At 68.9% G+C, this 14,201-nt stretch carries 12 protein-coding genes and 2 riboswitches; of the genes, 2 read left to right on the plus strand and 10 right to left on the minus strand.

Features of this window, described 5'->3' with window-relative positions; all coding sequences use genetic code 11:
- Positions 1–156: 156 nt before the first annotated feature.
- A complete protein-coding gene (locus ABGI63_RS20185) occupies positions 157–873 on the plus strand; it encodes a GDSL-type esterase/lipase family protein (protein ID WP_349744238.1) in 717 nt (238 codons plus the stop codon).
- Here ABGI63_RS20185 and ABGI63_RS20190 read toward each other — a convergent pair.
- The 10 genes from ABGI63_RS20190 to gcvT form a co-directional block, all read right to left on the minus strand.
- Positions 870–3,155 (minus strand): ATP-dependent DNA helicase, encoded by a 2,286-nt coding sequence (locus ABGI63_RS20190; protein WP_349744239.1) that lies wholly within the window; start codon positions 3,153–3,155, stop codon positions 870–872. The genes ABGI63_RS20185 and ABGI63_RS20190 overlap by 4 nt on opposite strands.
- A complete protein-coding gene (locus tag ABGI63_RS20195) occupies positions 3,152–3,946 on the minus strand; it encodes a hypothetical protein (RefSeq protein ID WP_349744241.1) in 795 nt (264 codons plus the stop codon). The genes ABGI63_RS20190 and ABGI63_RS20195 overlap by 4 nt, the downstream gene beginning before the upstream one ends.
- 61 nt (positions 3,947–4,007) lie before the next feature.
- Positions 4,008–4,793: a metallophosphoesterase family protein gene (locus ABGI63_RS20200; RefSeq protein WP_349744242.1), complete on the minus strand. Its 786-nt coding sequence runs from the start codon at positions 4,791–4,793 to the stop codon at positions 4,008–4,010.
- A complete protein-coding gene (locus tag ABGI63_RS20205; protein WP_349744243.1) occupies positions 4,790–5,770 on the minus strand; it encodes a diacylglycerol/lipid kinase family protein in 981 nt (326 codons plus the stop codon). Before ABGI63_RS20205 ends, ABGI63_RS20200 begins: the two co-directional genes overlap by 4 nt.
- A 16-nt stretch (positions 5,771–5,786) precedes the next feature.
- On the minus strand, positions 5,787–6,296 hold the full coding sequence (locus ABGI63_RS20210; protein ID WP_349744244.1) for a dihydrofolate reductase: 510 nt from the start codon (positions 6,294–6,296) through the stop codon (positions 5,787–5,789).
- Positions 6,293–7,102, minus strand: coding sequence for a thymidylate synthase (locus ABGI63_RS20215; protein WP_349744245.1), 810 nt, complete (start codon positions 7,100–7,102; stop codon positions 6,293–6,295). The genes ABGI63_RS20210 and ABGI63_RS20215 overlap by 4 nt, the downstream gene beginning before the upstream one ends.
- A 25-nt stretch (positions 7,103–7,127) precedes the next feature.
- On the minus strand, positions 7,128–8,516 hold the full coding sequence (locus tag ABGI63_RS20220) for an L-serine ammonia-lyase (protein ID WP_349744246.1): 1,389 nt from the start codon (positions 8,514–8,516) through the stop codon (positions 7,128–7,130).
- Between the two features lie 15 nt (positions 8,517–8,531).
- Positions 8,532–11,423 carry an aminomethyl-transferring glycine dehydrogenase gene (gcvP, locus tag ABGI63_RS20225; protein WP_349744247.1) on the minus strand — a complete coding sequence of 964 codons (2,892 nt, stop codon included), beginning with the start codon at positions 11,421–11,423 and terminating at the stop codon, positions 8,532–8,534.
- Between the two features lie 72 nt (positions 11,424–11,495).
- Positions 11,496–11,873 carry a glycine cleavage system protein GcvH gene (gene gcvH, locus ABGI63_RS20230; RefSeq protein ID WP_349744249.1) on the minus strand — a complete coding sequence of 126 codons (378 nt, stop codon included), beginning with the start codon at positions 11,871–11,873 and terminating at the stop codon, positions 11,496–11,498.
- Positions 11,874–11,906: 33 nt separating this feature from the next.
- Positions 11,907–13,025, minus strand: a complete 1,119-nt coding sequence (gene gcvT, locus ABGI63_RS20235; protein ID WP_349744250.1) for a glycine cleavage system aminomethyltransferase GcvT — start codon at positions 13,023–13,025, stop codon at positions 11,907–11,909.
- Between the two features lie 52 nt (positions 13,026–13,077).
- Positions 13,078–13,186, minus strand: a riboswitch (glycine riboswitch).
- 9 nt (positions 13,187–13,195) lie between these two features.
- Positions 13,196–13,299: riboswitch (glycine riboswitch) on the minus strand.
- 225 nt (positions 13,300–13,524) lie between these two features.
- On the opposite strand from gcvT, the gene ABGI63_RS20240 reads away from it, so the two are divergent.
- On the plus strand, positions 13,525–14,193 hold the full coding sequence (locus ABGI63_RS20240) for a hypothetical protein (protein ID WP_349744251.1): 669 nt from the start codon (positions 13,525–13,527) through the stop codon (positions 14,191–14,193).
- Positions 14,194–14,201: the final 8 nt, after the last annotated feature.

The raw sequence follows: 14,201 nt of genomic DNA on the forward strand, positions 1-14,201 counted from the left end.
TCAGGCGATCCCACCGCCGCCTGTAGGACAAGGCCTTGTGCTCACACGGTCGCTGCGACTACAGGCGGGGGCAGGCTCGCCCGACAGGGGCGCGCCAGTGCAGGCCCTATGGTGTCGCCCATATCCACCGATCGCCTCGCGAGGCTGGCAAGAACGATGAAACGAAGACGATGGCTGCATCCGGCCCTGCTGGGTTTTCTGGTGTCGCTGGCCGGGCTGACCGAACTCTCCGCAGCGGCCGATCCCGCCCCGGGCACGGTGGTGCTCGCAGGTTTCCAGGCCAATCCGGCGCGCCCGCGCCTGCGCTTGCTGGTGGTGGGCGACAGCACGGCGGTCGGCACCGGTGCCAGCGCGCCGGCGCAGAGCCTGGTCGGCCTGATCGGGCGTGCGCACCCGGACTGGACGATACGCAATCTGGCGCTCGACGGTGCGAAACTGGAGGACATCGCCGCGCAGCTGCGCGTCGGTGCCGAGTTCTATGACCGCCTGCTGATACTGGGCGGCGGCAATGATGTGATACGGCTGAGCTCGCTGCCGCAGATGCGCGAGCAGCTCAACACCATCCTGGCGCTGGCCAAGCAGCGCTCGTCCAAGGTGGTGCTGATGCCGGCCGGCAATGTCGGCAATGCGCCGTTCTTCTTCTGGCCGCTGTCGCGCTGGATGACGCAGCGCTCGCGCGAGCTGCATGCGCTGGCGGCCCAGCTGGCCGCCGTGCACGAGGTGCGCTATGTGCGGCTCTTCAAGGAGCGCGCCGACGATCCCTTTGTGGCCCAGGCCGGGCTGCTGCACGCCGAGGACGGCATCCACCCCAGCGATGCCGGCTATGCGCTGTGGCTGCGCGAGCTGCAGGCCCAGGCGCCGGGCCTGTTCTAGCCGCCATCCAGCGCCCACCAGGGCGGCAGCAGGCGCTGCACCTGGGGCCGCGCGAAGCGGTCATCGATCAGGTGCAGCACGCCCTGGTCGCTGGGCGTGCGTATCACCCGGCCGGCCGCCTGCACGACCTTCTGCAGGCCCGGGAACAGATAGGTGTAGTCGTAGCCAGTGCCGAACAGGGTCTGCATGCGCTGCCGGATCTGTTCGTTGACGGCATTGATCTGCGGCAGGCCCAGGGTTGCGACAAAGGCGCCGATCAGGCGCCGGCCCGGCAGGTCTATGCCTTCGGAGAAAGCCCCGCCCAGCACCGCGAAGCCGATGCCGGCGCCGTCCTCGGCAAAACGGGCCAGGAACTGCTGGCGCTCGGCCTCCAGCATGCGGCGCGACTGGGTCCAGATCGGCAGCTGCGGCTGCTCGCGCGCCAGCAGCTCGGCCACCTGCTGCAGATAGTCGTAGCTGCTGAAGAAGGCCAGGTAGTTGCCGGGCTGATCCGCATACTGCCGCGCGATCAGCGCGGCGATCGGGGCCAGCGAGGCCCGGCGGTCCGGGTAGCGGGTCGAGATCGCGCGGCTGATATGTACCTGCAGCTGGGCCGCGTCAAAGGGCGAGCCGACCTGCAGCACCGCATGGGTCTCGGGCAGGCCCAGCAGGTCGGCGTAGTAGGGGCGCGGCTGCAGGGTGGCGGAGAACAGCGTGCTGGTGTGGGCCGCCTCCAGGCGCGGGCGCAGAAAAGGCGCGGGCACGATGTTGCGGATGCACAGGGTCGAGTTCCCGGCCGCAGCTGCCGTGGCCAGCCGGCTCAGGTCGACCAGCGAATGGCTGTCCAGCAGCTCGGCCATGCGGCCCCAGTGCAGGGCCTCGAAGTAAAAAGTCTGCAAGGCCGCATCGGACTCGGCCGGGTGTTCGCTGAAATGGTCGGTGATGGCGCCGCTGCAGGCCTGCAGCGCGCTCAGCAGGGGATCGGGCATGGCCTCGTAGACGCGGTAGGGCTCGGCCTGGGCCTTGTCGAGCGCGCGCCAGGCGCGGGCCAGCTTGTCCAGCGCCTTCTTCAGTGCCGGGTGGGCGCGCGCGGCCGGCGAGCGGCGCGCCTGCGCCAGGCTGTCGGGCAGCAGCTCGGCCGTGTACATCTTGCGGCCGCGCTCGACCAGGTTGTGGGCCTCGTCGACCAGCAGGCCGACCCGCCATTGATTGGCCTGGGCCAGGCCGTGCAGCAGGGCGCCGAGATCGAAGTAGTAGTTGTAGTCGCCGATCACGACATCGGCCCAGCGCGCCAGTTCCTGGCTCAGGTAGTAGGGGCAGACCTGGTGCTGCAGCGCCAGCTCGCGCACCCGGGCCTGGTCCAGCGCTTCCGTCTGCGCCACGGCGGCCGCGCGGGCGGCCGGCAGCCGGTCGTAAAAACCCAGCGCCAACGGGCAGGAATCCCCATGGCAGGCCTTGTCCGGGTGCTCGCAGGCCTTGTCGCGCGCCACCATCTCGAGCCGGCGCAGGCCCGGCGCGTCCAGGGCCTGCAGCGCGTCCAGCGCGAGCTGACGGCCCGAGGTCTTGGCGGCCAGAAAGAAGATCTTGTCCAGGCGCTGGGTGGGCGCGGCCTTCAGCAGCGGGAACAAGGTGCCGGCGGTCTTGCCGATGCCGGTGGGCGCCTCGGCCAGCAGGCAGCGGCCGCCCTGGGCCGCGCGGTAGACGGCCTCGGCCAGCTGGCGCTGGCCGGCGCGGAACTCGCCGAAGGGGAACGGCAGCGCCTGCAGCGCCGTGTCGCGGGCCTGGCGGTGCGCCAGCTCCTGCTCGGCCCAGGCCAGGAAGCGCTGGCAATGCTGCTCGAAGTGCAGGCGCAGTTCGGACGCACTGCAGCGTTCGCTGAGCAGGGTTTCCTGCTGGCTGCCGACATGGAAATAGACCAGGGCGACCTCCAGCTCGTCCAACCCCTCCTGCTGGCACAGCAGCCAGCCATAGATCTTGGCCTGGGCCCAATGCAGCCGGCGGTGCGAATCGGGCTGGTCCTGCAGCCGGCCCTTGTAGGTCTTGATCTCTTCCAGGCGCCGCAGCCTGGGCTGGTAGCCATCGGCCCGGCCGCGCACCTGCAGGCTTTGGTAGTCGCCGCTGAGGCTCAGCTCGGCGCGGTAGCCTTCGCCGCGGCGCTCGGCCACCAGGGCATGGCCGGCCATGCCTTCCAGCGCGGTGGGCGCCGGCGTGAAGCGCAGGTCCAGGCTGCCCTGCTTGGCAGTGAACTCGCAGAGCTCGCGCACCGCGACGCGGTAGCGAGTTGGCGGCAGCGCCTCGTTCACGGCAGCTCCGGCGCGGCGTCATCCTCGCCCAGCCGGGCCTGCAGGCCCTCGCGCTCGCTGTGCAGCGGTGTCGCCTTGGCCAGCGCCAGCCAGACCGCGAAGGGCAGGCTGCGGCTGCAATGCCGGGCCGGCCGCAGCAGCTCGAAACGACCGTCGGCCAGGCTGCCCTGCAGCACCCAGATGCCGAACTGCTCGGGGATCTCGTTGGGCTGGGCGACGCCGGCCGGGAACACATAGAAGCACTCGCAGCACAGCCATTCATAGGCCTGGCGCTTGGCCGCATGGCGCAGGTCGGACAGCAGATCGGCGCGGCTGAACTTGATCTCGTGCACCTGGGGCCGCAGATAGGCCTCGACCGAGGTGTTGCGCACCGAGAACAGGTCGGGGCGGGCCATGCGCCAGCTGTTCTTCAGCGAGGGCGGTGGTGGCTCGGCCTCGTCCCACAGCGGCGGCTTGTCGTCCGCCGCGACCGGCTCGCTGGCGATCAGCGCCCGCAGCGACAGCTCATGCCAGACGATGCGTCCCTCGGCCAGCAGCTCCTCGGCGAAGCGCTGGGCCAGCCGGTCATGGGCGCTGAGCGGGCGTTGCTGCTGCTGGCGCTGCTGGGCCAGCCAGGTGATGCCGGCCTCGGTCAGCCGCAGCGTTTCGCGGCCCTCGGGCGAGAGCTGCTGCGCCAGCATGCCGGCCGCCAGCAGGTCGAGCTCGATGCCGTCCTTGCAAGGCCAGCCCGCCGAGCGCCAGATCTGGGTCAGACGGCTGCGGTGGACGCGGTTCAGGGCGAGCTCGGCCATGGCGGCTGCGGAGGAAGTGATGTAAATACTGATTATAAATACAGTATTTCTTTGAGCCCGCTCAGCCGACCGGATCGCTGCGGACCTGCTCGAAGCGCAACGCGCCCTCATCGAAGTCCCAGCGCTCGACAACCCGCTGCGGCAGCCGGATCACGTTGACCGAGTTGCCCGCGCCGGGCCGCAGCCGGGCGCTGACCGCGGTGCCGGCCTGCACGGCCCACAGCGGCCGCGCCAGCCCGGTCTGTGGCGGCTGCAGCGGCAAGACAAAAGGCAGGTGGATATGGCCGCCGACGATCAGGTCCGCTCCGGCCTCGGCCCAGCGCCGCAGCGCCGCCTGGTGGCCGCGCAGCCGGTTGTTCAGGTCGTTGGCCTGGGTCACGGCCAGCGGCTGGTGCACCATCACGATGCGGCATTGTGCGGGCGAGGCAGCCCGCAGCCGCCGCGCGACGCGCTCGATCTGCGCCTCGGAGAGCTCGCCATGCTTGTGGCGCCACCAGCGCGTCGTGTTGAGCGCCAGCACCAAGGCCTCGGTGTTCTCGAACTGCGGCTCCAGCTCGGCGCCGAAGGCCTGGCTGTAGCGCCGGTAAGGCCAGAGCAGCCGGGCCAGCGGGTTGAACAGCGAGATGTCGTGGTTGCCGGGGATGGCCAGCACATGGGGCACCCGCAGCCGCTCGACAAAGGCGCGCGCGGCGCCGAACTGGGCCGGTGTGGCGCGCTGTGTGATATCGCCGCTGAGCAGCAGCACATCGGGGCGCAGGGCCTGCGCGAGCCGCTCCAGCGCCGCGACCACCGGCGCCCGCTCGGTGCCGAAATGGGTGTCGGAGATCTGCAGCAGCAGCGTGCTCATCGCGCCTCCGGCTCGCCAGCCCTTTCGGCCGCCGGCCCCGGCGGGCGTATCAGCAGCAGGGGCTCGGGCGCGACCCGGAACTGCAGCGGCAGCTTCATCCAGACGATCTCGCCATCGGTGGCCAGCTTGATGCGGCCCAGGCCGAAGCGCCGCGAGGCGCGCACGGTCAGGCAGGCAAAGGAGAAGTTGAACAGCTGCGAGGCCTCGCCGAGCCGGCCCAGCGCGCCGCGCAGCAGCAGGCCTAGCAGGGCCCAGCGGCCCAGCGGCCGCAGTGTGATGCCGGCCAGCTGGCCGGCATCGATGGCCTGGGCCTCGGGCAGGCCGATCTGCTCCATCTGCAGCGCGTTGTTGCCGACGAACAGGGTCGGGGTGCGGATCTCGTGGACTTCGCGGATATCTGGGGTTTGGCCGCGCATCTCGATGCTCAGGCGCAGATTGCTGTGGCCCTGCATCAGGGTCAGTAATCCGGCAAGAAAGGCCACTGGCCGGCTGCGGCCGAGCTGCTTCTTCCAGTACTCGCGGTCCTCCAGCAGCTTGGGATACAGGCCCAGGCTGGCGTTGACGAGGAAGACCCGGTCGTTGACCAGGCCCACCTGGACCGGCTGCGGCTTGCCATGCAGCAGCAGCTGCAGCGCGGCCTCGAGCTCGGCCGGGATGCCATGGGTGCGGCTGAAGTAGTTGAAGGTGCCGCGCGGCAGCACGCCGAAGGCACAGCCGCTGCCCAGCACCGCCTGCGCCACCGCATTGATCGTGCCGTCGCCGCCGGCGGCCACGACGATGCCCCGCACCGCCTGCGCCCGCAGCACCGTCTCGCGGGCGATGCGGTGGATCTGGCGCGGGTCGGCTATGCCCTGCAGATGCAGCTCGCGGCCGGCTTCCCGGCAGGCCGTCGCGATGGCGGATTGCAGCTCGGCCGCCTCGCCATGGCCCGAGCCCCGGTTGAAGATGACGAAAAGGGCTGGGGCGGGTGTCGTCATCGGCTGCTCGTTGGGGTCAGGGCGTGCCGGACGGTCGGCGTCGGTAGCTGGCGAAATCGTAGGCCAGGCCCTGGGCACTGCGCTGCGGCTGGCGGGCCAGGCAGTCGAAGTGGCTGGTGTCCCAGGCGGGGAAGAAGGCATCGGCACCGTCGAAGCGCGCGGCGATCTCGGTCAGCTCCAGCCCGGTCGCCCGCGGCAGGGCCAGCGCATAGATCTCGGCGCCGCCCATCACGAAGACCGTCGCCGCGCCGGCGCAGGCCGCCAGCGCGGCGTCCAGCGAGGCATGGACCTCGGCGCCGTCCAGGGTCAGGTCTTGCTGGCGGCTCAGCACGATGTTGCGCCGGCCCACCAGCGGCCGGAAGCGCGGCGGGATCGAGTCCCAGGTCTTGCGGCCCATGATGACAGCATGCCCCATCGTCAAGGCCTTGAAGCGGGCCATGTCCTCGGGCAGGCGCACCAGCAGCTCGTTGTTTCTGCCGATGGCGCCGCCCTCGGCGACGGCGGCGATCAGGACGACATCGGTCATACGGCGACCGGTGCCTTGATCGCCGGATGGTGCTGATAGTCCAGCAGCTCGAAATCATCGAACTCGTAGTCGAAGATCGAGGCCGGGCGGCGCTTGATGCGCATCTGCGGGTAGGGGAAGGGCGTGCGCTCGAGCTGGGTGCGCACCTGCTCCTCGTGATTGCTGTAGATATGGCAGTCGCCGCCGGTCCAGACAAAGTCGCCCAGCGCCAGATCGCATTGCTGGGCCAGCATCTGGGTCAGCAGCGCATAGCTGGCGATATTGAAGGGCACGCCGAGGAAGATATCGGCGCTGCGCTGGTAGAGCTGGCAGGACAGCTTGCCCTCGGCGACATAGAACTGGAAGAAGGCATGACAGGGCATCAAGGCCATCTTGCCCAGATCGGCCACATTCCAGGCGCTGACGATGATGCGGCGCGAATCGGGATTGCTCTTGAGGGTCTTCACGACCTCGGCGATCTGGTCGATATGGCCGCCGTCCGGCGTCGGCCAGCTGCGCCACTGCACGCCGTAGACCGGGCCCAGGTCGCCGTCCTCGCGGGCCCACTCGTCCCAGATCGTGCAGCCGCGCTCCTGCAGCCATTTGACATTGGAGTCGCCGCGCAGAAACCACAGCAGCTCCAGGATGATGGACTTCAGGTGCACCTTCTTGCTCGTCACCAGCGGGAATCCCTGGCTCAGATCGAAGCGCATCTGGTGGCCGAACACGCTGCGCGTGCCGGTGCCGGTGCGGTCGGTCTTGTGCACGCCATGCTCGTGGACATGGCGCATGAAGTCTTCGAACTGGGAGCTGTTGGGCGTGGTCATGCCGGCATTTTAGGGGCCGTCCCCGTCAGCATTCGACGATGTTGACCGCCAGGCCGCCGCGCGCCGTTTCCTTGTACTTGGTCATCATGTCGGCGCCGGTGTCGCGCATGGTCTTGATGACCTTGTCGAGGCTGACGAAATGGGTGCCGTCGCCGCGCAGCGCCATGCGGGCCGCATTGATGGCCTTGACCGAGGCGATCGCATTGCGCTCGATGCAGGGGATCTGCACCAGGCCCCCGACCGGATCGCAGGTCAGGCCCAGATGGTGCTCCATGCCGATCTCGGCGGCGTTCTCGACCTGCTCGGGCGTGCCGCCCATCACCTGGCACAGCGCGCCGGCCGCCATCGAGCAGGCCACGCCGACCTCGCCCTGGCAGCCGACCTCGGCGCCCGAGATCGAGGCGTTTTCCTTGTAGAGGATGCCGATGGCCGCGGCCGTCAGCAGGAAGTCGACGATGCCGTCCTCGCTGGCATGGTGGACGAAGCGGGCGTAGTAGTGCAGCACCGCCGGCACGATGCCGGCCGCGCCATTGGTCGGGGCGGTGACGACCCGGCCGCCGGCAGCGTTTTCCTCGTTGACGGCCAGCGCGTAGAGATTGACCCAGTCCATCACCTGCAGCGGATCGCGCAGCGCGGCCTCCGGGTTGGCGGTCAGGTCGCGGTGCAGCTGGGCGGCGCGGCGCTTGACCTTGAAGCCGCCCGGCAGGATGCCCTCGGTCTTGCAGCCGCGCGTGACGCAGTCCTGCATCACCTGCCAGATCTTCAGGAGGCCGGCACGGGTTTCTTCATCGCTGCGCCAGTGACGCTCGTTGCGGCGCATGATCTCGGCGATGCTGATGCCGTGCTGCTGGGTCAGCGCCAGCAGATCGTCGCCGCTGTGGAAGGGGTAGGGCAGCACGGTGGCATCGGGCGCGATCACCTTTTGCTTGCTGCCGTCGGCCGCCACCTCGTCGCTGACGACAAAGCCGCCGCCGACCGAGTAGTAGATGCGGTTGGCGATCTCGGCACCGTCGGCATCGAAGGCCAGGCAGCGCATGCCGTTGGCATGGAAGGGCAGGGATTCGCGGCGCTTGAAGACCAGGTCCTTGGCCTCGTCGAAGCGCAGCCGGCGTTCGCCGATCAGGTTCAGATCGCCGGCGCGTATCGCCGCCAGCAGCTCGGGGATGGCCTCGATATCGACCGTGTCCGGCTCATGGCCGGCCAGGCCCAGCAGCACGGCCTTGTCGCTGCCATGGCCCTTGCCGGTGGCGCCCAGGCTGCCGTAGAGCACGACCTGGACACGGGCGCAGCGCTCGAGCAAACCCTCGTGCTTGAGGCGCAGGCCGAACAGCCGCGCCGCCCGCATCGGGCCGACGGTATGCGAGCTCGATGGCCCGATACCGATCTTGAAGAGGTCAAAAACGGAAACGGCCATCGGGCTCTACCTCGCTCAGGCTTGTTGCTCGTACTCGGACAGCGGCACGCAGCTGCAGAACAGATTGCGGTCGCCGTAAACATTGTCGACCCGGCCCACCGGCACCCAGTACTTCTGGCGGCGCAGTGTGGCGACCGGGTAGGCCGCTTCCTCGCGGGTGTAGCCATGGGTCCAGTCGGCCTTCAGCAGGCTCTCGGCGGTGTGCGGCGCGTTGACCAGCGGGTTGTCCTCGCGCGACCAGCTGCCGGCTTCCACCTTGGCGATCTCGGCGCGGATCGCCAGCATCGCGTCGCAGAAGCGGTCCAGCTCGGCCTTGGACTCGCTCTCGGTCGGCTCCACCATCAAGGTGCCGGCAACCGGGAAGGACAGCGTCGGCGCATGGAAGCCGTAGTCGATCAGGCGCTTGGCCACGTCCTCAGCGGACACGCCCGAGGTCTCCTTCAGCGGACGCAGGTCCAGGATGCACTCATGGGCGACGCCGCCGCCCTTGACGCTGGCGATATTGCCGCTGAAGTGGATGTCGTAGGCATCGGCCAGGCGGGCGGCCACATAGTTGGCCGACAGGATGGCGGTCTCGGTCGCGGCAGTCAGGCCGTCGGCGCCCATCATGCGCACATACATCCACGAGATCGGCAGCACGGCCGCATTGCCCAGCGGGGCTGCGGAGACGGCGCCGATATTGCTCTCGGCACCCAGTCCGGCCGAGCGGTGTGCCGGCAGGAAGGGCACCAGGTCCTCGACCACGCAGACCGGGCCGACGCCCGGGCCGCCACCGCCGTGCGGGATGCAGAAGGTCTTGTGCAGGTTCAGGTGCGAGACATCGCCGCCGAACTCGCCCGGTGCGGCCACGCCGACCAGCGCGTTCATGTTCGCGCCGTCCACATAGACGCGGCCGCCATGGCTCTTGACCAGGGCGCAGATCTCCTTGACATGGGTGTCGAACACGCCATAGGTCGAGGGGTAGGTGATCATGATGGCGGCCAGATTGGCGCTGTGCTGCTCGCACTTGGCCTTCAGGTCGGCCAGATCGATATTGCCCTCGGCGTCGCACTTGGTCACGACCACGCTCATGCCCACCATCTGGGCCGAGGCCGGGTTGGTGCCATGGGCCGACTCGGGAATCAGGCAGATCTTGCGATGGCCTTCGTTGCGGGATTCATGCCAGGCCTTGATGGCCAGCAGGCCGGCGTACTCGCCCTGCGAGCCGGCATTGGGCTGCAGGCTGATGCCGGCATAACCGGTGGCCTGGCACAGCCAGGCGGTCAGCTGCTCGTTGAGCAGCGCATAGCCGGCCAGCTGATCCTGCGGCGCGAAGGGGTGCACACCCGCGAACTCCGGCCAGGTGATCGGGATCATCTCGCTGGTGGCGTTGAGCTTCATCGTGCAGGAGCCCAGCGGGATCATGCTGCGGTCCAGCGCCAGGTCCTTGTCGGCCAGTGCGCGCAAGTAGCGCAGCATCTCGGTTTCCGAGTGGTGGGTGTTGAAGACCGGGTGAGTCAGGTAGGCGCTGGCACGCACCAGCTCGGCCGGGATCAGCGCAGCGATACCGGCGGTATCGAAGTCGGTGGCCCCCGCGCCGAACACCGCCAGGATGGCGGCCAGATCGGCCCGCGTGCTGGTCTCATCCAGCGAGATCGACAGGCTGGTGGCCGAGGCGCGGCGGAAGTTCATGCCGGCGGCGACGGCGCCGGCCAGCAGCGCGGCCGTCTTGTCCCCGCTCAGGACCTGCAGCGTGTCGAAGGCGCCGGCATTGGCGATCTCATAGCCCAGACCCTTCAGGCCCTTGGCCAGCAGTGCCGTGTAGCTGGCGACGCGCTGTGCGATGCGCTTCAGGCCATCCGGGCCGTGATAGACCGCATACATGCTGGCGACCACGGCCGGCAGCACCTGGGCCGTGCAGATGTTCGAAGTGGCCTTCTCGCGGCGGATGTGCTGCTCGCGGGTCTGCAGCGCCAGGCGATAGGCCTTGTTGCCATGCGCGTCGATGCTGACGCCCACCAGGCGGCCCGGCAGGCTGCGCTTGAATTCGTCCTTGCAGGCCATATAGGCGGCATGCGGGCCACCGGCGCCCATGGGCATGCCCAGGCGCTGGGTCGTGCCGATCGCGATGTCGGCGCCTTGCTCGCCGGGGGCCTTCAGCAGTGTCAGGGCCAGCAGGTCGGCTGCGGCGATCAGCAGCGCGCCCTGGGCATGCAGTGCGTCGGCGGCGGCCTGCAGGCCGCGGATCTCGCCGTTGACGCCCGGGTATTGCAGCAGCGCGGCAAAGCAGGGGCTCTTGCCGGCCTCGGCGGCCGGGCCGACCTGCACCGTGATGCCCAGCGGCGCGGCGCGGGTCTGGATCACTTCCAGGCTTTGCGGCAGCACGTCGTCGGCGACGAAGAAGACCTGGCTCTTGCTCTTGCCCACGCGGGCGGCCAGTGTCATCGCCTCGGCGGCGGCGGTGGCCTCATCGAGCATCGAGGCATTGGCGATGGCCATGCCGGTCAGGTCGGTGACCATGGTCTGGAAGTTGACCAGGGCCTCCATGCGGCCCTGCGAGATCTCGGCCTGGTAAGGCGTGTAGGCGGTGTACCAGGCGGGGTTCTCGAGGATGTTGCGCAGGATGACGCCCGGGGTCAGCGTGCCGTAATAGCCCTGGCCGATATAGCTCTTTAGCACCCGGTTCCTGGCGGCGACCGCCTTCAGCTCGGCCAGGGCCTGGGCCTCGCTGGCGGCGGCGGGCAGGTCCATGCCCACGGCGCGCTTGATGCTGGCGGGCACGATGGCCTCGATCAGCGCGCGGCGCGAGGCCGCGCCGATCACCGACAGCATGCCGGCCTCGTCGGCCGCATCGGGGCCGATATGGCGGGCGTGGAATTCGGCGGCGTTCTCGAGCTCGCCCAGGGGCTTCAGAGCAGACATCAACATGGCAACAATCCTTGCGGGGTACAACAACGGGCACCGGAGTGCCCGTTTTTCATCGGTTCAGGTCAGCAGCGATCAGCTGTTCTTGACCAGCTCGTCATAGGCCGTGCTGTCCATCAGCGCGTCCAGCTCGGCCGGCTTGCTGAGCTTGACCTTGAAGAACCAGCCGGCCTTCAGCGGGTCGCTATTGGCCAGCGAGGGGTCGTCGCGCAGCGCTTCGTTGACCTCGGTGATCTCACCCGACACCGGCATATAGACATCGGCCGCGGCCTTGACCGACTCGACCACACCGGCCACATCCTTCTCGGCAAAGCTCGCGCCGACGGCGGGCAGGTCGACAAAGACCACATCGCCCAGCGCGTCCTGCGCATGGACCGTGATGCCCACGATGACCGTGCCGTCGGCTTCGATCTGGACCCACTCGTGGTCGGCGGTGTACTTGATAGTGCTCATGGGGTGCTCCGTGAAGTAGGGTGGTGCGACTGATCAGCCGCGGTAGTAACCGTTGGGGGTGAAAGGGGTGGGGCTGACGGTCATCGGCGTGCGCTTGTCGCGCACGATGGCCCAGACCTGGGTGCCCTGGGCCGCATGACTGCTGTTCAGATAGGCCAGGGCCACCGGCTTGTTGACCGTCGGGCCCAGGGTGCCGCTGGTGACGACGCCGATCTCGACGCCGGCCTCATCCACCAGCTTTGCGCCTTCGCGCACCGGCATGCGCTCGCTGCCGACCAGGCCGACGCGCTTGCGCGCGGCGCCGCCGGCCAGCTGCGCGTCGACCACGGCCGCGCCCGGATAGCCGCCGGCGCGCGCACCGCCGGCGCGGCGCACCTTCTGGATCGCCCAGGTCAGCGAGGCCTCCACCGGCGTCGTGCCAGTGTCGATGTCATGGCCATACAGGCACAGGCCGGCTTCCAGGCGCAGCGAGTCGCGCGCGCCCAGGCCGATGGGCTTGACCTCGGGCTGGGCCAGCAGTTTGCGCGCCAGGGCCTCGGCCTGCGCACCGGCCACCGAGATCTCGAAGCCGTCCTCGCCGGTGTAGCCGGAGCGGGTCAGGAAGGTCGGGATGCCGTCCAGCTCGAAGAAGCCGCCGGTCATGAAGGTCAGCTTGGCGACCTCGGGGTTCAGGCGCGCGAGCGCGGTCACGGCCTGCGGGCCCTGCAGCGCGAGCAGCGCCTGCTCGGGCATGGGAATCACCTCGCACTTGGTGCCGATGGTGGCTTGCAGATGGGCGATGTCCTGCACTTTGCAGCCGGCATTGACGACGACGAACAGGTCGTCGGGGCGGCGGCAGATCATCAGGTCGTCGAGGATGCCGCCCTGCTCGTTGGTGAAGAGGGCGTAGCGCTGCTTGAACACGCCCAGGTCGATCACATCGACCGGCACGATGGTTTCAAGCGCGGCAGCGGCGCCGGCGCCGACCAGGCGCAGCTGGCCCATGTGCGAGACATCGAACAGGCCGGCCGCGGCGCGGGTGTGCTTGTGCTCGGCCATCACGCCCGACGGGTACTGCACCGGCATGTCATAGCCGCCGAAGGGCACCATCTTGGCGCCGAGTTCGAGATGCAGGGCGTGCAGGGGGGTCTTGAGGAGAGCGTCGGCGGACATGGGAAAACTCCGAGGGCATTCAAACAGCCCACGCCCATCGGGGGCGCGGGGGGATGCCCTCGCTGTCCGGCTTACCTGAGAGATTGACCGCTGACGGTTCGCCAACAGCTTGCCCCTTCGGTGGACGGACTCGGGGCCCGCCTCTCTCCAGTGAGGAACGCCCGGTTCTGGGCGTTTTGTCAGTCCTTTTGCCTGAGCGTTCGCAGCTTGGGATCACCATCGCCACTGCGCCTTCGGCGGCTTCCGCTAGGAAGCTCTCTCCTGACCGGCGGCATTGTAGCCATGGTTTGAGCTCGCCGAGCTCGCGGCTTGGGATTCAGCAAGTCTTCATGCAGGGTGCATGAAATCTTCAGCGTCGCTGCCGACACTGCGATCACCCGGGAGATACCCGGGGACGCCGTCGATCGGCGGGTTCACAAGCAAGAAGGGAAGGCTTGAGCATGAAGTACCGCTATCCACACCGCGCCGCGCCGGGCGACGCCTGCGCCGGGGTCCTGCCTTGAGCGGCCACGGCCTGCTGGCGATGCTAGGCCTGGTGCTGGCCCTGGCCGACGGCCGACCGGCCTGCGCCGCCAGCAATGCCCAGCTGCCGGCGCGCACCGTGTTCGAGATGGCGGCCGCGCTCGACCGGCTGGCACCCGAAGAGCGCGATGCGATCCGGCTGCAACACCGTCTGCGGGCGCTCACGCCGGGCGAGGACCTGCGGCTCTGGTATGTCGAGCAAGGTCGGCGTGTCGACGTCCCCTTGCTGGCCGATGGCCGCTTCGAGCGCCCGGCGGCGCTGGCCAGGGCCGACGTCGCCGCCACCATGCATGCCAACAGGCCGCTGGATGATCTCGATCTGAACATCGATCTGCTGGTGCAGTTGCCCGACGGCCGGGAATTCCGTTACGCCGACCTGACGCGTGCTGCGGCGCAGATGAACGGCTTTGCCAAGCGCCAGGCCGGCTTCGCCGGCGTCTTCGCCCCCAAGGTTCACAGCCTGCAGTTCCGTTGCGAGCAACGGCCCGATTGCGCACTCACCGTGCATCTGCCGGCCGGTGCCCGGACTTATCTGCCCGACGCCAAGGACCGCATCGTCTTGCGGCTCAGTGCCGCCTTGAAGGATGCCAACCCGCGCATCACCACCGTACAGCCCTTCGCCGAGATCGTCGGCGCTATGGATTGATTGCTCCC

Origin of the sequence: Roseateles cavernae, from assembly GCF_040187885.1 — a bacterium.
Lineage (GTDB): Bacteria > Pseudomonadota > Gammaproteobacteria > Burkholderiales > Burkholderiaceae_C > Roseateles_E > Roseateles_E cavernae.